Source organism: Flectobacillus roseus (assembly GCF_030056595.1).
In the GTDB taxonomy this organism is placed as follows: Bacteria; Bacteroidota; Bacteroidia; order Cytophagales; family Spirosomataceae; genus Flectobacillus; species Flectobacillus roseus.
The window spans coordinates 48742-68345 of record NZ_JASHIF010000002.1 but is presented as its reverse complement, the minus strand read 5'-3'; the positions used below and the strand labels follow the sequence as shown (position 1 = coordinate 68345).

At 37.7% G+C, this 19604-nt stretch carries 14 protein-coding genes and 1 tRNA gene; 3 read left to right on the top strand and 12 right to left on the bottom strand.

Features of this window, described 5'->3' with window-relative positions; genetic code table 11:
* Positions 1 to 9 precede the first annotated feature (9 nt).
* The gene (locus QM524_RS00435) at positions 10 to 711 is read left to right on the top strand and encodes a phytanoyl-CoA dioxygenase family protein (RefSeq protein WP_283342992.1); all 702 of its coding nucleotides are present in this window, start codon (positions 10 to 12) and stop codon (positions 709 to 711) included.
* A gap of 145 nt (positions 712 to 856) precedes the next feature.
* Here QM524_RS00435 and QM524_RS00430 read toward each other — a convergent pair whose 3' ends face one another.
* Positions 857 to 2368 carry a DUF4394 domain-containing protein gene (locus QM524_RS00430; RefSeq protein ID WP_283342991.1) on the bottom strand — a complete coding sequence of 504 codons (1512 nt, stop codon included), beginning with the start codon at positions 2366 to 2368 and terminating at the stop codon, positions 857 to 859.
* A gap of 97 nt (positions 2369 to 2465) precedes the next feature.
* On the opposite strand from QM524_RS00430, the gene QM524_RS00425 reads away from it, so the two are divergent.
* Positions 2466 to 3122 (top strand): alpha/beta hydrolase, encoded by a 657-nt coding sequence (locus QM524_RS00425; protein ID WP_283342990.1) that lies wholly within the window; start codon positions 2466 to 2468, stop codon positions 3120 to 3122.
* 45 nt (positions 3123 to 3167) lie between these two features.
* On the opposite strand, the gene QM524_RS00420 is transcribed toward QM524_RS00425, so the two are convergent.
* A tRNA-Leu gene (locus QM524_RS00420) sits at positions 3168 to 3251 on the bottom strand.
* 207 nt (positions 3252 to 3458) lie between these two features.
* Positions 3459 to 4700, bottom strand: coding sequence for an ABC transporter permease (locus QM524_RS00415; protein ID WP_095163144.1), 1242 nt, complete (start codon positions 4698 to 4700; stop codon positions 3459 to 3461).
* Positions 4701 to 5037: 337 nt separating this feature from the next.
* Between QM524_RS00415 and QM524_RS00410 the strand changes: the two genes are divergently transcribed.
* Entirely contained in the window at positions 5038 to 6303 is a 1266-nt protein-coding gene (locus tag QM524_RS00410) for an asparagine synthetase B (protein WP_166577556.1), read from the top strand.
* 179 nt (positions 6304 to 6482) lie between these two features.
* Here the strand turns inward: QM524_RS00410 and QM524_RS00405 are convergent, their stop codons facing one another.
* The 9 genes from QM524_RS00405 to QM524_RS00365 form a co-directional block, all read right to left on the bottom strand.
* Positions 6483 to 9182 (bottom strand): glycoside hydrolase family 78 protein, encoded by a 2700-nt coding sequence (locus tag QM524_RS00405; protein WP_283342989.1) that lies wholly within the window; start codon positions 9180 to 9182, stop codon positions 6483 to 6485.
* A 157-nt stretch (positions 9183 to 9339) separates the two neighbouring features.
* On the bottom strand, positions 9340 to 11730 hold the full coding sequence (locus QM524_RS00400; protein WP_283342988.1) for a family 78 glycoside hydrolase catalytic domain: 2391 nt from the start codon (positions 11728 to 11730) through the stop codon (positions 9340 to 9342).
* Positions 11731 to 12008: 278 nt separating this feature from the next.
* Positions 12009 to 12992, bottom strand: a complete 984-nt coding sequence (locus tag QM524_RS00395) for a glycosyltransferase family 2 protein (RefSeq protein ID WP_283342987.1) — start codon at positions 12990 to 12992, stop codon at positions 12009 to 12011.
* Positions 12993 to 13180: 188 nt separating this feature from the next.
* Positions 13181 to 13996 (bottom strand): phytanoyl-CoA dioxygenase family protein, encoded by an 816-nt coding sequence (locus QM524_RS00390; RefSeq protein ID WP_283342986.1) that lies wholly within the window; start codon positions 13994 to 13996, stop codon positions 13181 to 13183.
* 107 nt (positions 13997 to 14103) lie between these two features.
* The gene (locus QM524_RS00385; RefSeq protein WP_095163100.1) at positions 14104 to 15036 is read right to left on the bottom strand and encodes a glycoside hydrolase family protein; all 933 of its coding nucleotides are present in this window, start codon (positions 15034 to 15036) and stop codon (positions 14104 to 14106) included.
* A 91-nt stretch (positions 15037 to 15127) separates the two neighbouring features.
* The gene (locus tag QM524_RS00380) at positions 15128 to 16012 is read right to left on the bottom strand and encodes a class I SAM-dependent methyltransferase (RefSeq protein ID WP_166577552.1); all 885 of its coding nucleotides are present in this window, start codon (positions 16010 to 16012) and stop codon (positions 15128 to 15130) included.
* A 30-nt stretch (positions 16013 to 16042) separates the two neighbouring features.
* Complete coding sequence (locus tag QM524_RS00375) at positions 16043 to 16702, bottom strand: acetyltransferase (RefSeq protein ID WP_283342985.1); 660 nt, start codon at positions 16700 to 16702, stop codon at positions 16043 to 16045.
* Between the two features lie 78 nt (positions 16703 to 16780).
* A complete protein-coding gene (locus tag QM524_RS00370) occupies positions 16781 to 17479 on the bottom strand; it encodes a WbqC family protein (RefSeq protein WP_283342984.1) in 699 nt (232 codons plus the stop codon).
* 30 nt (positions 17480 to 17509) lie between these two features.
* Positions 17510 to 19597 carry a glycosyltransferase family 39 protein gene (locus QM524_RS00365; RefSeq protein ID WP_283342983.1) on the bottom strand — a complete coding sequence of 696 codons (2088 nt, stop codon included), beginning with the start codon at positions 19595 to 19597 and terminating at the stop codon, positions 17510 to 17512.
* Positions 19598 to 19604 lie beyond the last annotated feature (7 nt).

Below are 19604 nucleotides of genomic sequence, written 5' to 3'. Positions count from 1 at the left end.
CATATGAATATGAGAGCTACACTTGATGATCTCAACAAACAAGGCTTTGCTTTTTGTCCTCCTATATACTCTGAGGCGGAGATTTCAGATATAGTAAAGACGATTGAGATCAATACAAAAGATAAAGCTAACTTCAGGAGATCCAATAATTTATTTGCGATACGTCGATTTTTGCTAGAAGTCCCTGAGGTGTATCCAATGGTTTTTAGTCCAAAACTCAAATCTATTCTTGCTGAGTTACTTGGAGAAAATTATTTTCTTGTCAAAAGTATCTATTTCGACAAACCTGCTGATTCGAATTGGTATGTGGCTTATCATCAGGACTTGACTATTTCTGTCAATCAAAAAATAGAGACTGAAGGCTTTGGGCCATGGACAATCAAACCTGATAATTTTGAGGTGCAACCGCCTTTGTCTATCTTAGAACAGATAGTTACGCTGAGGATTCATTTGGATGATACCTCTGCCGAAAATGGGGCTTTATACATAATTCCCGAGTCGCATAATAAATGTATTTTGAGACCAGAGCTGATTGATTGGAGTAATACTTCTGAAAAAGTCTGTCCTGTAGAAAAAGGCGGTGTTATGCTGATGAAACCCCTCCTACTCCACAGCTCCAAACGAACCACCAATCTTCAACCTAGAAAAGTCATACATTTAGAATTTGCCAATGCTGAATTACCCAATGGTTTGGAATGGGCAGAAAGATGAAATGAGAAGGCATAAAAAAAGGTGTTAGTTTTCACTAACACCTTTTTATCTTATATACAGTAAGCTAAAATTATAAATATGTTTTTGAATAAATAAAGGAAACAATTTGCCAAAAGCTCAATGCCGACCGCCTAAGGCCTAATCATTAAAAACCTGTTCCTAACGCAAAGGCTTTTACATTCACTGGTAAATCTGCCACTTTTGTTGCAGCACCCGTCGTAAGATTAATCGTATAAAGTGCCGAAGTGCTACCAACTCTTAATGCTGCATAAGCTGTGCCACTTCTACTGCCAATATCAAAACCGCTAGATGATTCTACATTGATTCCCAAAGCTCCTACTTCTACTTGTGTTCCGTTGTTTGGTGGATCTTGTTTGGTCAGTTTGTCTGTATTCACATCGATGTTATACAAAACTGTTGTGGTAGCGCCAGCAAAGTTATTGGTATAAGCCGATGCTGTAATTGCAGGTGTTCCAGGATTTAAAGCGCCGTCTAATGCTGCAATCGCCCCTGTTTCAGGATGTAATCTCAAATTTTGACCTGTATTACTTATACATCTGATTCTGTCTACCGTTGGGTTAAAATCAAAACCAAAAGATGTACCTGATATTAACGTAGCAAACGGTGCTGTTCCTACGACAGTTGCTACCCCTGATGATGTATTAAGCACATATAATCTACTAGTGCTACCAAGTGCGTACAATTGACCGTTTACAGGACGAAAATCTATACCTAAAATCGACTCACCAGTTTGCAGACCAGTAATAGCTTTTGACACTGGCGTTCCGATATTACTTGGATTGAATATAACTAAATTATTAGACTCATCAACTGCATAAGCTACAGGGTTAGTTGGAATGGCCAAGCCCGTAATATTACCAGAAGGAAGATTCCCAATTTTAGTGAGTTTTCCTGTCATCAAATCTACTTGATGCAATTCCCAAACATTGTTTACTTTTACAGCTGTTAACGCTTTTGTACCGTCAGGATTAATATCAAATCCGCCAGAAGCAGATATATCTACTCCTAGTGCCCCAACTTCTACTAAAGTACCATTGTTAGGCGGATCTTGCTTGTACAACTTATCTGTTTTTGAATCGATGTCATATAAAATGGTCGTACTCGAACCAGCCATATTTCCTGTATAAGCTACAGATTCAATCGTTGGACTCATTCCTCCATTAATAACACCGTCTGTAGCGGCAACAGCACCCGTCTCAGGGTGAATACGTAAGTTCTGACCTGTGTTGGTTACCAAACGAATTCTATCGACAGTAGGATTAAAGTCTAATCCAACTGCAGTTCCGCTGATGGTTGGATTTAAGGCCGTTGTACCGATCACTCTTGCTGTACCAGTTTCTTGGTTGATGACATAAAGGCGATTCATCGTGCTTACACCATACAATTCGCCAGTTGCAGGACGAAAATCAATAGAAGTAAGCGCATCGCCCGACATCAAACCTGTAATTGTTACATTTGCTGTAGCCATTTCTGACTGCATGGCATTGATTTTAGCTAGTTTTGTTCCGTCAACAAGAAGATAAAGATTGACGTCAGGTTTAGGAGCAGACTCCATTTCTGTTTGTTTACACGAGGACACAAAAAGTCCCGCTGACAGGCTTAGCGCTGTCAATGAAATGATAACTGATTTTCTCATTGTTAGTAAGACAAAGTAAAGTTTGTATGTTTTATATTAGATACGAGAGATATGTTATTTTGGATTTAAAGAGAATGTTTAAATTGATTAAACGGTCATGAAGAATAGAAAAATTTACCTCCTCAGCGGACTTGGAGTTGATGGTAGAGTGTTCAATAACATTGATTTAAGAGAATATCATCCACAATTAATTGAGTGGATTCCTTTTTTTAAGAATGAGGATATTTCTCATTATGCTCAACGACTATCAGCTCGAATAGAACCTAACTCTATCCTTATTGGGCTTTCGTTTGGAGGTATGGTAGCCATTGAAATTGCCAAACATATCCCCGTTAGTAAAATCATATTAGTTTCTTCTGCTTCTAGTTTTAGACAAATTCCGTGGCTATTTCGACTATGGGATTGGAGCCAACTGATAAAGTTACTTCCCAGAAGCTTCTTTCTTAATGCGAATCCTGTGACTTTCTGGTTATTTGGCATTAAAAGAGAACAAGATAAAACTCTTTTAAGTCAAATCTTGGCAGAAACTGACTATGATTTTTTTATATGGGCAATACAGCAAATCATACAATGGAAGAATACTGAAGTGGATACAAAGTTTATCCATTTACATGGCACAAAAGACCGTTTACTTCATCAACCTATGGATACTTTAACGGATGGAAAGTATTGGATAAAAGAAGGTGGACACTTTATGATTATCACGCATTCTAATGAAATAGAAGGGATAATTAGAAAAGAATTGAAACCATAATGGCTTAAAACAAAAAAACGGAACAAATTGCTTTGTTCCGTTTTGTACCCAGAGCCGGAGTCGAACCGGCATGCCAATGAAGGCATTGGTGTTTGAGACCAACGCGTCTACCAATTCCGCCATCTGGGCTCAATTCACATCATTTTCTGTGTGATTGTGATGCAAATTTAGAGGATTAAAATTTACTGTGCAAACGCAAAATTTAAAAAAAATAAAACTTTTTCATAACATCTACCATAATCTTCTGATTACTATAGCCTTTATAAATTCATTATTTTTTTAAATAATTTTACATTTATGCACGTTTCAAAAAAGTGCTTGTATGGCTGGTTCATTTTATTCATATCTCAAAGATTCGATAGGATCTAATTTAGAGGCTTTACTAGCTGGGTAAAAACCTGAAAGGATTCCGACGAATACACAAACTGCGATACCTAGGAACATCCACAACCAAGGTACAATAAAACTTGATGTTCCAGACATGATACCACTGGCTATTACGTTTCCGATTGGGATAGCCAAAATCAAACCTGCCAAGCCACCCAAAACACATATCACTATTGCCTCAATCAAAAATTGTAAACGTATTACTCTCGGGGTAGCTCCCAATGATTTTCTGATACCAATCTCTCTAGTACGCTCTGTTACCGAAACCATCATAATGTTCATCAGGGCAATTGCAGCACCAAGCAAGGTAATAAACCCAATACCAAACCCTCCTATTCGCAAAACGCCCGTGATACTCTCAGATTGTTTCACTAATGAATCAGAACGCTCGATGCTAAATGAGTCTTCTCTTCCTAACTCATCCTGACGAACGATACGCATGGCACCACGAGCTTCTTCCATAATATTTTCAACATCTTTGATATTAGGCGCAGATGTTACAATATCAAATGTCAAACTACGTCCTTGCGACAGTTTACGACCTGTTTCGAGAGGAACAAAAACCACACGGTCGTCGCCTCCTCCCATTAAACTTCCTTTTTTCTCGAGTAAACCAACAATTTTAAATTTTCCACCAGAAATCGTAATTTCTTGATTAAGGGGATTAATATTTTTTTCAAAAAGCTGACTAATTACCTCTACCCCAACGATACACACATTGGCAGCGCGCTCCAAATCGCTACTCGAAAAATCACGACCACTAGCGATTTTATAACCTTTCATATCCAAGTAATTCTCGTCGGTACCGATAATTCTGGAGTTAGGATTCGTTTTTTTCGATTCGTGTTTTATTTCAGCATTGAACGTAACATTCGTTTTCATCCCAATAATAGCCTGCTTTCCAAACAATGCTTTATACATTTTTGCCTGACGATAGTTGATTGGTGGATAATTACGTTCTTTTTCACCTTCTTTTCTAATTCTAAAAACATCTCTATTGCGAATATCGAATGAGTTGGCACCCAAGCCTGAAAAGCTATTATCTACAGAACTTTGAATCCCGTCGATGGCCGTCAAAATACCTACTAAAGAGGTAATACCGATGGCAATAATAAGGGCTGTTAGGACCGTTCTCAACATATTACCTTTGATAGAACGTAAGGCTTCTCGTATATTTTCAATAAAGTTCATATAATTGAAATTTAAGTTTTGTGCAATAATGAAGGTTTGTCACTATTATTTCCTGAACTAAAATTTTGTAAAACAATCCTTTACCATTTCGTTATCTACTTGAATTGTTCTGAGCAAATTAACTTCCTTTACGAATCATGTTATGTGCTTTGGTGATTAGCACTATATTTGTAGTAAGGAATCCTTGCAGAGATATACATTCGACGGTATTATTTTCGTTGAAATATCAATTGTATTTATCCGCTTAGTAGCTTTCAGTACTTCTCTGGAGTAGTTTGGCTATAATAGTTTTATGACGTAACAAATTTAGGTCTTGTCAGACAAAATTCTCAAACCAATGAAGCGCCTTATATTTCCGTTTATCATATTTTTTCTTTTTTGCACCCGTGCATGGGCGTCGTACATCCTAATTCCGATGGATGATACCCAAAAAAACCACCTCAAAGCTTATGGCTTGGCCTATTGGGTATTGAAAAACCACGAAACAGAAGTTGAATGGTTATTAAATTATCGTGGTGGTGCCTTTATGGTTCAACAAGCGCAAAAGTTCGAAAATGAATTGGTAATTCGAGGTATTAGCTATGAGGTTATTTCAGATGGAGATGCAGCTCAAATTCGTACCGAATTGAGTAGTCCTGATGTGAATATGGATGTGGTAAAATTACAAAAACCTCCTAAAGTTGCCGTTTATTCTCCCAAAACAGCACAACCTTGGGACGATGCTGTGACTTTGGCGATGACCTATGCAGAAATTCCTTATGATTTAATTTTTGATGAGGATGTACTAAATAACAAACTACCAGAATACGATTGGTTGCACTTACACCATGAAGATTTTACAGGTCAAATGGGTAAATTCTGGAATCAGAGTAGCCAACCTTGGTATCAGGCACAATTGCGTGAGGATAAGAAAAATGCGGCGAAATATGGTTTTAATAAAGTATCTCAGCTAAAATTGGGAGTAGTCAAAAAAATCAGAGATTTTGTCGCTGGGGGTGGCTATATGTTTGCCATGTGTACTGCTACAGATACTTATGATATTGCTTTAGCGGCGGAAGGGCTTGATATTGTCGATGCTTTTTATGATGGTGATGGCTATGACCCCAATGCTGACAAAAAATTGAATTACGCTAATTCATTTGCATTTCAAAACTTCGGATTGGTCTATCATCCTCAAGTCATTGAGTTCTCGACAATTGAGGCATATCCAAACAATGAGCGTCCAGTTAGAGAGGATAATGACTATTTTAACCTATTCCAATTTTCAGCTAAATGGGATCCTATCCCCACAATGTTGACACAAAATCATGAAACCACTATTCATGGTTTTATGGGACAAACTACTTCGTACAAAAAATCATTGATTAAACCAGAAGTGACAATTTTAGGGGAAAATCGATCCCTAAATGAAGCTCGTTATATTCATGGGACTTTCTTGAAAGGATTCTGGACGTTTTATGGTGGTCACGACCCTGAAGACTATCAGCACTTTGTCAACGAAGAACCTACTGATTTGAATTTGCATCCAAATTCAGCAGGTTATCGATTGATTTTGAATAACGTATTGTTTCCTGCCGCAAAGAAAAAGAAACAAAAGACTTAATATAATTTGAAAATTTGGGGGATTTGAAGATTTGAAAATGTAAAAATAAATTTAAAGATATCTGAAAATTTGGGAATTGGGAGATGTAAGAAAAGTAGATTAATGCATTTCCAAATCTTCTCATTTCTAAATCCACTCATTTTCAAATCTTCAAATCCCCAAATTTTCAAATCACCTAATTATTTAATTTTCATCGTGAAGGCATATTTTCCAGAACCAAAGGTTTTAGAAATCCATTTGCCCTCTTGCTTCAAATCAGTCAAAGCTACCCCGTTGCTTTTTATAGAGCTTATATCCGAAGTCGGGAAATAGACTGTTGATTCGGTATTGGCTGGAACTTCAACTTCTAGGGCTAGGATATCCCCTTCTATTTTCCAGTTGGAAGCAATTTTACCATAAGGCGTCAAATAACTACCTTTTGCAAAAGTCAATCCTCCTCCAAGTTCTGGTTTAATAATACTTGCTTTATAACCTGCACCATCTGCTTCTTTGGTATCTATTCCTGCAATGGTGCGATACATCCAATCGCCAACGGCACCGTAGGCATAATGATTGAAAGATGTCATACCTGGGTCTTGGAAAGTACTATCTGGTTTCATCGAATCCCAACGTTCCCAAATGGTAGTTGCACCATGCGATTTGATAGGATATAACCACGAAGGATAGGTATCCTGTAAAAGAAGTTTATACGCTACATCATTTTGTCCATAACGTGTCAAAACTGGATTAAGAAACGGCGTTCCTAAAAAGCCTGTGGTTAGATGATAGTCATAGGATTTGATGTTTTCCACAAGGCGGTTTACGGCATTTTGGCGTAGCGATTCTGGGAGCATATCAAACTGCAATGCCAAAATATAGGCGGTTTGTGTTTCAGAAATCAATCTTCCTGAAGCCGTCATAAATTCCTGTTGAAATGCTTTTTTGACTCTTTGCAACAAGGCCTCATAGTCTGCAACCTCCTCATTTTTCTGTAATACCTTAGCTACTTTAATCATCAACTCAATATTATACGCATAAAAACATTGAGCCACCAAATACACATCTGTCACGGCTGATTTTTGTCCAATAGTACTTTTCGAATCATCTACTCGGTACGACAACCAATCGGCAAACTGAAATCCCATATTCCAAAGATCATTTTTTGCTAAACCTCTCACATGGGTCAAATACGCCTTCATGCTGGCGTATTGGTCCTGTAAAATTTGTTTATCGCCATAAACCACATACATATTGTAAGGAATAATGATGCCAGCGTCTGACCAACCAGCAGCTCCCGTTACCTTGCCCAACACATTAGGAATCACAAACGGAATAGCACCATCTGGCTCTTGGTCAGCACTTACGTCTTTAAGCCATTTAGCAAAAAATTGATTTACATTAAAATTATATGCTGCCGTTCTAGAAAATACCTCCGCATCGCCTGTCCATCCCAAACGTTCGTCACGTTGCGGACAATCCGTTGGCACATCCAAGAAATTGCCTTTTTGTCCCCATTGTATATTTTTTTGTAATTGGTTCACCATTGGATTTGAGCACTCAAAACTACCCAGTGGTTTCATGTCAGAATAGAGGGTAACAGCCGTAAAATCTTCGGGATTAATTTTACCTTCTAACCCTTCTACTTTTACATATCTAAATCCAAAAAAGGTAAAATGTGGCTCAATCGTTTGATTCGGCTCGCCACTCAACACATAATGAGCCTGAGCTTTGGCTGAACGTAGATTTTCAAAATACGGAACCCCATGTTTATCCAACATTTCGACATGATATAGCTTAATCATTTGACCTGCTTTCCCTGAAATGTTGAATTTTACCCAACCCACCACATTTTGCCCAAAATCTAAAATCGTTTCTCCTTTCGGTGAAGTTAGGACTTTAATTGGCTTAAATGTTTCATGCTTTTTAATAGGTTCATTTACGGAAGCATTCAGGTAATCTGTGGCAAATGAGGCGATTTTTACATTTTGCCATTTAGAATCATCAAAATTTGCCAAATCCCAACCCTTGCTTTCTTTTCTTAAATCCTGACGTTCGCCATCATATATTTCAGAAAACAAAATATGACTAGGTGTTGATTTCCAAGAATTATCAGAAACAATCCAATCCTCTGAGCCATCGGCGTACGTGATATGTAACTGAAACAACAAAGCGGTCTCTTTGCCATATAGGTTTTTATGATTCTCCCAAGCCAATTTCGTTCTATACCAACCACTACCGAGTGTAACGCCAACGGCATTTTTTCCTGTACTCAATTGTTTGGTAACGTCATAGGTTTGATACTGCAAATGCTTGTTATAACTGGTCCAGCCTGGCGTCAGAAATGCGTCTCCGACTCTTTTACCATTCAAACTTGCTTCGTACAAACCTCTGGAAGTCACAAAAACCGTTGCGGATGAAATGGGCTTTTTTACCTCAAAGGTTTTTCTTAAATGTGGGACAATCCCATTGACAGAATCGCCCTCAATCCCAGAATTAATCCATTGAGCTTTCCATTCGTCGTGGCGTAACAATGCTGTTTGGAAATTGGCGGTTGCCAAGGCAGGAGCTTTTGCTTGGTTATCCCAAACTTTTACTTGCCAAGTGTATTTACTATCCGATGCTAAATTTGCACCGCCATAAGGTATCCGAAGCGAATTTTCGGAAGAAATCTTACCTGTTGACCAGACCAATTTCTTTCCAGAACGAACACTAATTTCATAGGCTGTTTGCTTGACGTTTTTTTTGTCCGACTTGAGTTGCCAACTAAATCGAGGTTGTGCTTTATCGATTCCAATTGGGATAGATAGGTTTTCGACCGTTAAATTTTGAACCGAGAGTTGCGCCCAACTACTGAAACTCAGCATTGAGGCAAACAAGAATGTAGGTAGAGAATATTTCATAGTTTATTTTCGATAGTAAAATTTGGTTTTATTGAAAAATACAGAATATTTAATGGTAATCTGTCTTGGTCTAGCATACAGGGTTAGGAAAGTTTGACGTCATCTGATGTTGAATTTTTATGGAATCATACATTTTCCTAACCCTTATTGAAGCGTACTACAATTTGAATTGATTCTGTCCTTTTTTAAGAAGCATGGGTTTCCCTTTCCAAACAAAAGTTCCCTCAACAGGGCTTTCTATCTGAATTTTCCATTGTTTTCCAGCTTGCACATAATCACAAACTATTTTGCCTTGAGGATGTGGCATTTCACCTTTAATTTGGGACAAATTACCCAAATGAGGTTCTATTTTTACTTTAGAAAAACCTTGTGCGTCAGAATCTATTCCTAATATCACTCGATAAAATTCGATATTGGGACTGGCTCCCCAAGCATGACAGTCTGAACGAGCATGCTCTATTTCTGAAATTTCTGCCCATGTTGTTAATCCTAGTTCAATATTACGTTTCCAATCACTCAACCAAGTTATATATTCATCGCCTTTTCCTGCTTTTACCAATGCTTGGTGTAAATAGTATTTAAAATAAATTGAAGCTGGTGCTAAAGATTTATCATGGAGAAGTTTATCGCTTACTTGGGCATAATTATTTGAAGGTATTACTCCTGTCAAAATACCAAGACTATTGGCATGTTGCGAGAACACCTCTTTTTCTTCTGTATCAGCCAATATCCCTTTTGAAGCATCCCAATATTTTTGTAAAATCATTTTTTTCAATTGCAAAGCCTTCTGCGAATACATCTCAGCATAAGCTTTCATACCCAACTGACTTTCGAGGTCGGACGCCACTTGATACCCCCAAAGTAATTGCAAGTCCAATACAGCTGAAGCGCCATTTTTGCCATAAGGTGCTTCTCCATTACTCCAACCTTTTCGATTTTCGACCCAGTCGGTAAATACCCAATAGGGAACCTTACGAAGTGAACCTTCTGCATTTTGATATTTCTCAAAAAACCACAAGATGTTTCTCACACCTTGCAATTTCTCTTTGATAAAATTGGCATCGCCACGATATTTTAAATAATCCTGAAGCATACCAATATACCAGAGTGAAAACGTAGGAATTTGTTGTGGAGAAAAAGAAGGGTGACGACTCAAGGTAATTCCCTCTGCTATACGAGAATGTTCCATTTGATTCAAGGCATTACGAGCCAAACGGTCATCGCCAGCATTGAAGTACGAAACCAAGGCTTGGATACGTGCATCGCCAATATATTGTAACTGCTCATAATACGGGCAGTCCATATAAGTATCTACTGCACAAAGCCTTGCGGTGCGCCAACCAATAGTCAAATAAGGCTGAAAGTCTATGGTCGAGCTTTGTAGTTGTGCTTTTTGTGTAAAAGGAAATCCTATAAAAGTGCTTGATATTTCTTTCACCAGAAGTGGTTCTGACCCTGCCTGAATCTCTATTTGGACATATCTAAAGGTTCGGTAAGTCAACGATTCGAAGATCTCCGAATCTTTTCCAGAAAGTAATAAGCTATCTTTTCGACCTACAATAATTTTACCTTCAATATCATTGCGATTGTTTTTCAGAATTTGTCTCTTCTTCAATGCATCGATATCCATGAGAGCTTCGGCATAAGTCAAGCCGACTTTGGTATCTTTTCCTTTTTGGAAAATAATTTTAGGAAAAGCATTGGTTAAAAAACCTTGGTCAAGCAAAATTTTCACATGAGCGTTTGCAGGGATTTCCCAAGAAACATTTTCAAGATTCTGGCTCGCAAGTGCCGCCCCTTCCACTTTTCTTACTGTGCTAAAATATTGTTTTTTATATTCCATAGAAGGTAAAGCGGAAGGCACTAACATCCAATTGTTTATATCCGAAATTCCCTTTGGACAAGCACCTCTCCAGCCAACTCGTTCAGCATTTGCCCATTGGGTATCATCAAAACTCTCTGAATTCCAATTGGTGGGTAATGTTTTAGAATAATCCAATAATTCACCTGCACCCGCCACATAATAGGCAGGATGCCCAACGCCTTTGGACAATGGCTGATAGGCTTGGTTCGAAAAACTCTTCCATGTAGGATTGGTATCTACAATCTTCTCAGCGGAAGTATTACCTGTCAACACAAATGCGGTTCGATGCGAAATCTGTCCTTCTGCTCTAAAATCCCCTTCATTCCAGACAATGGCAGCGATAGTATTTTTACCTTTTTTAAGATAGGGAGCAATGTTTAAGGTTTCAAAATTCCAATAAGATAAATCACCTCTGGCAGGTCCTTGCGATATAATTTTGCCGTTTACATACAACTTATATCGGTTGTCGGCCGACACGTGTATGGTAAAATTTGAAGGTGTTTGAGGTAGCTCAAAGTTTTTCCGAAAATGATAAATGCCGTATGCTTGAGGAACCGTCTGAGGAGCTGCTACCCAATAGGCTGTCCATACCTTATTCTGTATATCAGGATGAATTGTTTGAGCAATTGTCACTGAACTCATACAAAGCGATAAAAAGAGAAATATTAAGGATTGTGCTTTCATTGGTTAAGAGATTTACATACTAAACAAGCATGATAAAATTCTATTTTATATTAGATTTATTCATGAATATAGAAATCTTATTGGTCGCTGCTGTCATTATTAGTCCTTGTTTATTACATATCAAATCAAAAAAGGCTAGAAATACCACGACGAGTGTTATTTCTAGCCTTTTTTTTGAGGAAAATATTTATACTCAAACAGAAATGAATTGCGAAAAATAGCCTTGCTAAAGGTTTTATTAATAGCACTTTGCGCCTCTGTGCCTTTTGTATACAAGTCTATTTCGCTTTTCCTACTATTTTCATCAGTTGCCATTTTACATTGGCATATATGCCCATAACACGATGAGGAATCACATAGGTCATCAATACTTTTTTCAAATGCTCAGGATTGTTTGGTCTCGAAAGTACCAAAGATTTCAGGGCATAGTAGCGAGACAAAATAGGGTTGTCGCCATATTGTATCGAATTTGCCAGCATCAAGTAATATCTAGCGATATTTTTGCGGACTCTTGTATGAAAACGGAAATCTAATTCTTGATCAATGCCCTTGTACATACCAATGCGATTGAATAAAAATTCTGCATCCTGTTTACCATCTGTAAAGCTCATACCACCACCATTTTTACGATAAACCGACATTACATCGTTCATATAGTAAAATTTGCCATGCTTTCCGAGCAAAATATATCTTGGAATATCGCCACTTTTGGACTCATGAAACCACTGAGGATAAGTTTTCATGATACCATGACGAAACATCACCGCAGAGGTTGCCATATACCAAACTTCGTCCTCTCCTACCAAATCATCAAGCGTTGTTACTACCTTTTGCTCAGGGGTATTCACATATTCATCTGGATGAGAACCATCTTCAAAATGGATTAAAGCATTGTGAAAACAAGCGACAAAATCAGGATTAGCATCCAAAAAATCAACCTGCTTTTGTAATTTATGGGGACTTGTCCAATAATCATCGCCGTCCATTGGTGCAATATATTGCCCTTTTGCTTCCGCAAGCGTTGCCATTGTGTTGTTTTTCCCAAAACCACCCAAGTTTACTGGATGTAACAGCGGCTTGATTAAATGAGGATATTTCTGTTGGTATTCTCTAATAATATCGGGAGTGCTGTCAGGAGACGCATCGTCACCAACAATCACTTCGTATTCAAAATTAACTTGCTGATTAACAATACTATCCAGCGTTTGACGTATGTAGTTTTCGTGCTTATATGTATGAACAATTACGCTTACTTTAATCATTGAAATGGGTATTAAGTCGCAGTACTTGGCAAAGAAGAAAGCGTATTCTTTAAAATACTTAACTTCAGAAACTTGTACAGATTTAATTTCTATTACTTAAGTGGAAAGAATTATAGGAAAACCTTTTATTCAAAAACAAAAGACCTGTGAGGGATGCTCACAGGTCTGCAAAGATACAAGGAATATTGTTAGGCAAAAAGTTGCTCTAATTGTTCTTTCTTAGGAAAATCTGGTGTTACCAAATTTTCTTCTGGTTTGTAGATATATGGCATTGGAAATCCTCTTTCTTGGAAAGTTAGCTCCGCCATATTATTATAGCGTAATTGGATAGACCAGCGGATATTTTGTGTGATATTATCGCCAGAACGGTGTACCAAAAATGCTGAAAAAATCAATAAATCACCTACTTCGAAGGAAGTTTGTACATAATCTTCTTCAGGTAAAGCATCTTGAATAGAGCCGGTATAGCCAGAAGTATCGGCTTGCAATAAACCCACTGTATGACTAGCAGGAATGATTTGTAAAGCACCCAAATCAGCACCACAATCGACTAATGGGAACCACAAAACAACGCTGTCTAAAGATCCTTGACCCGTACGCCAGTCTTGATGCGCACCCAATTTCCAGTGACTACCTCCTTTTGATAAGTATCTACTATTGAATTGCATCGCAGGACGAACAGCAATGGTCGGGAACTCATAACCAATTTCTTTCAATAGATTTACAATACGCTCGTCTGTGCCCAAACGGTGCATCGAAATCAAATGCTGTACTTGCTTTCCTGTATTGACAAATGAGGTAAAATCAGCCTGAAAATAATCAAACATAGCTTTTTCGAAGGTATCACGATCATTAATATCTACATCGATACCTACAACACGCTTGATTTGAATCGCAAAGAGCTGTCTTGCTTCTGTATAAATTTTATTGATTTCTTCTTTTGAAAAGAAGTTTTTCAAAATCAAAAATCCGTCTTTATTGAATTGTTCTTTTGAGGCTGCCATAGCTTTGTGAAATGTTTGGCTAATTGCTTAGCAATGGGTTCAATAATGGCTCAAAATTATAGTACAGTATTTGGGATTTTTATGACAAATATCAAAAGCCTGAGTGACTATTTTTCTGAAACTGCATAGGCAAAACCTGATGCACCAAAGCCATTGCCATTGTACAACAAATATTTTTTGTCATTATGTTCATAATAGTGAGCATAATTTATCATGTTGTAATCAAAATCAGCTGGATTTTCAGATTTTGCAATACCTACTAAATCATCCTTACGCTCCCATTTGATACCATCTAATGACTCTGCATAGCCCATTCGATAACTCTGGTCACGATTGGTACGATAGTCAACTGTGTGACGATATGAGTAATACATTTTGTAAATACCATCTTCCTTGAACACGCTTGGACGACCTACTGCATGTAGAAAATCGTCAAATGCGAGTACTACATCGCCAGTCGAAGTCCAATGAATTCCATCTTTTGATTCTGCATAACGACAGTCATAAAACGGTTCTGGATACCCGTGAATATATTCACATTTTTGACCTGAAATATGCCACATTCTCCAAACCCCGTTGTCATACATTACCGAAGGCTGAGCTGCCCAGATTGGATTATGAATCGAACGATCCATGATTGGTCCACGGAACATTTTCTTGAAAGACAAACCTCCGTCATGACTGATCGCCAAGCCCATCGACAAGCGATAAGAGTTGTGTGTACGGTTCCAACCTGTGTAATACAACCAAATATCGCCATTAGGCATATCGACAAACCAAGAAGGCATAGCTCCTGTTTCATCATATTCACCAGGACCACCCAATTCTAGGATAGGCTTATCGTGGATATAGCGAATCTGAGTCGGATCATCATATTCAACATCGATAAATGTTGGACGTGACTGACCTTGTGAATCTCTAGTTGAGAAATATATTCTTAAAAAATCTTCGTGTTTGTATGCAAATGGCACTTGTGCGTGCGATTGACTATGAGCCAACGAACCATCTGGTTTATAAACCACACCTTTTTTTACCCACATAGTACTTCTATTTTGTATGATAAACGTAGAGTTTTTCAGTCAAAATTTTCTATAATAAAATTCCAAACTCCAACTCCAATCTCAACACTTTTTACGCTTTCTTTTGTGCGTTTCTCTCTGCACGAATTCTCCAATTATCTTCAAAATCTTTTCCTGGAATTTGAAGATTTACATTCACTTCTGGAGTTTTGTCTGTTTTCTCAAACGCTAATACGTAATATCCAAAACCAAAAATCCAGTGTAATTCAAAATTATCAATATTTTTAGGAAGGTCTTCTAAAGGTACTTGATCAGCAAACATTGGATTGGCAGACATCAAAGTTTGGTAACTTGATTGATCACGCAACCATGGTGCAACACTTTCATCGCCCACTACTACACGACCGCCAACTTTTACGACACGGTTGAATTCTTCAAATGCTTCTTTACGCTCTGAGAAAGTATTGATACCTCCAAAGTGGAAAACCGCATCAAAAGTATTGTCTTCGAAAGGCAAATATGTACCGTTTGCAATAAAATAATTTACATCTACTTCTTCAGGTTGCAAACGTTGTTTGGCCAAACGCAACATATTTGGCGACAAATCTGATAAAAATGCTTGACCTCCTGGCGCAATTGCCTTGATAATCAACTCAGAATCTTTGCCAGTACCAGCACCAACTTCCAAGACTTTCATACCTGGCTTTAAGCCAAGAAGATTAGTCATTTTTTGGCGAACAGTTGCTTCATCAGAGTTCAAAGACTCAAAAACCCATGTTACACCACGGTCATAACGTTGGTAAGCATCATTGTAAGCTAATTGTTCTTTACGATCTTGCTCAAATAATTCCTTAGGATATGTCAAATCAACGATGTCGTTGATTTCATAAGAAATGGGTTCTTCTGTCGAAGTATTATGTAAAGTATTGCCATCTTCAGCCAAAACCAAAGCTGTTTTAGTTTTAGGGCAAATAAATTTTTGTTCGTAGTTACTCATTGCGTTGCACGAATTTTTTCGTGATATGAATTATAAATTAATGTCTTTACTTGAAATTTTTGCTTTCTCAGCAGGATTTCCCTTATAAATACTCCAAGGTTCTGTTTTCTTCCCTGTAAAGTTGGTTCCCATCGCAAACAGTGTACCTTCTGCAATATGTACGCCATCACGAATGGTCGCATTTACGCCAAAGAAGCAATATGGCTCAACCACACAACGACCCGAAAGTACCACATGAGAAGTAAAATAAACATGGTCTTTAATTGTGCCATGATGCCCAATGTGGTTACCGCTCCAAAGCACAACATTGTTACCTATTGTCACAAAAGGTTGGATAGTATTGTCTTCGAGAATAAAGCAGTTTTCACCAATTTTGTCTGTCAGTACTGTGGCTCTTGAGCTGATATAAGATATAAATTCATATCCTAAATCTTTGGCTTCTTGATAAACCTTGGCACGAACTTGGTTCATTTTTCTTTCAGACAGGGGAGCAAAAAACTTGTATTCGCTAGTCGGATACAAAGTCGTTACCTCTTCGAAAGGTACTACTGGCAAGCCACAAAAAGTTGGCTCTTTAATATACTCTTGATTTACCGTAAAGGCCACAATTTCATGGTCTGTATCAGTAGTCAAATAATAGTGGGCGAGTTCGGCCACCAGCTCTGTTCCAAAAACAACAACTTTTGCCATAGTTCGTTTAGTTTATTAGGTCAATAAAGCTCAACCAGTCTGGTTAGTGTAAGTTCATGTAGATTTTTTGCCGCTCAATTATACCAATTCATACGAATCCAAAAACGTTTGTATTTGCTCTACAGAATTGAACATCAAAACATCCAAAATAGATAACCAAGGAACAAATTCATTCTTTAGTTGGGGATATTGAACAGGCTTACTTTTAATAAAATTTAACCGCATTCCCTTTTCTTCAAACACCTCTTTTTGATACAATTCGATACCTCCAATTGGGTTGATATAATGATTAGCCTTTTCTTGTAAACATATATCCAAAATACGATTCTGCGCTTTCAATTCGATATTTTGGTAAATCGCCGAGCTAGGAATTATCTCCGTTATGATACCCAAATAAGCATTGATAAGCTTCAGGTTTTCGACAATAATTTCAGAAAAAATTGCTTTTTCCTGTCCTAACGTTTGCTCTATGATAGGCTTCACTTGCTGGAAAAAAGGTGCTTTTTTATAACTCTGTTCAAGTGTTTTCAACCATTTTGATTTCCAAGCATCATCCCAATTTACTTCAATTTCATTGATTAACTTATTCTGGCTTGCCTCTTTCAAAGGAATCGTAAAAAGGCTATCCTTGCCATTTACCAGAATTCTGTTGCGATTAATCCAGCCCCTGTTGATAAAATTTACATCATCATAAATGACAAATTTATCTACTGCTTTAATCAATTGGAAATACCCTATATATGGAAAAATATAGGGTTGCATAATCGCTAGTTTCATATCGTAAGATTCTTCAAAAAATGAAGAACATTATTTTAACTTTCTTAAATAATAATCTTCCCCTCTGGTAATCATATTCTTCATGGTCGTATCTGTACCCAATCGAATATCACCTGGCAGAGGTTTAATTACTTTTTTGGCAAAGAATAAATATTGTGCTTCCTTCGGAATTGGTTGAACACCTTTTTCAAATGGATTTATGACAATCAAAGTACGAGTCAAGTTTTTACCCCAAAGTGGATACTCAAAGTCATCATTGATCGTAGCCAATGCAACAGTAGCATCTTGAGGTACCAACTCGTCAAACTTATGATAGGCAGGCGTTATGTCAGGACGAGCCCATGTTTGAAGATCAATTCTATCGGTATCAAAAGCAGCAGGACGACCCAATGCTGCCACCGGCAAACAACGCTCATTCAAATACACCACAAGTATTGCAGAAGCTGATGCCACTAATACAACGATGGCAGTATAGAACTTCAACAGTACAAATGACCCGCTTTGCAGTCTCCATTTATTGCCTTCATGAAACAACAACGTCACCAATGGAACTGCATACACGGCAGTACTAATCATATAACGACCTTTCCAAGCATCGTAAGGTGCCGTAAAACTCAGCGCTGCAAAATGCAAACAAAAGGCTACTGCCAGTACATAAAAAGCAATTCCTCTACGAATAAAACCAATCAACACCAGTACTACCAATGGCAAGACAATGGCAAAACCAAATATTCCCCAATGAGGATTTGCATTAAAAAATTCAAACCTTACATTATACGAAAAAGGATTGATAGTAAAGTCTGTTTCTTCCTCGAGACGAAGATGAAGTTTTTTCTCCACTTTCTCGATCGGTTTTCTCATGAGTTGATTAACAGTTTCAAACTGCTCTATATTTCTTAAGCCGTCAAGGTTTACCATATCAATAGAATACCTCACAACATTTCGTGAGCCTTGTTTGATAAGGTTTTTCAATGTTCCTGCACGTTCCACAGATTGGTGTTTTAATGCAGTAGGTGGTCCAATCGGGTGACCAAACAATTGGATGTTTCTCAAATATCCAGTTGGTAAAGTGAATAGCACCACCCCAACAGTCAGGCCAACAACTAAGTGAGTCAATCTTCCAAAGGTTCTTGACCAGAAATGTTGGTAAGAGTCACCGAATTTGTCTATAAATTTTGCTCTTAAATCTTCACCAAAAACTGTATAAATAATTATCAAAAACAGTGGTGGAAAAGAAAACACGAAGGTAATCTTGTGTCCTAAAGCAATGCCAAAAGTCAACCCAGCTAGGTACAGATAACGTCTCCAGTGTTTTTCTCGATACGTAAAAAGGAAATACACCAAACAAGCCAAATACGATCCTAATACAATATCTGTTTCAGTTGAAATAGACTGCATCATAACATCTGGTAACAACCACATTACCAAAGCTGCAAAGACACTTGCTGTAAAATTTTTGGTTAATCTTTCGGCAATGCCAAATACACCAAAACCAATAATAATATAAGCTGTATGGTGAATCACTTTAAACCAATTTTCGATACGACCACTCATAAGGTAGTTGTAGATTTGAATCGTACAAACGCTACGAGGGTAAGTATCTATATTCCAATTGGTTCCACCAAAATGAGCCATAGAACCATGACGCATGTAATACATCAACCTGTTCAAGTGCCCAGTCATACTGTCCCACTCATTGGGAACGGTATAAAAAATCAAGAAAAGGTTGGTGATTTCTGTAATAATAAATGCGCCAAAAAGTAGTCCAAAAGACCATTTTAGCCATACAGGAAGGTTTCCAAACCAGTTCCAAACCAATTGTGTACGACTTCCTATCAGTTCAAAGAAAGTAAACCGCTCACGTTGATCTCGACCAAACAATTTGGTAAACTGTACATAGAAGACGAAAGCTGGAATAAAAACCGAAAGTGCCCAAAAACGACGATCATCGATTTTACCTATTTCAGAAAGTGCAAATCCTGTCAAAATAACACTACCACAAAACGTAATGTAAGCCGTGAGCACAATATCCACCAAAGATTTCATGCAAACCCTAGAGGCTATTCTCAAAACAAAGCCTATAAAACTGGCAAACAGGATTGGATAGATAAAATTCATATCAATA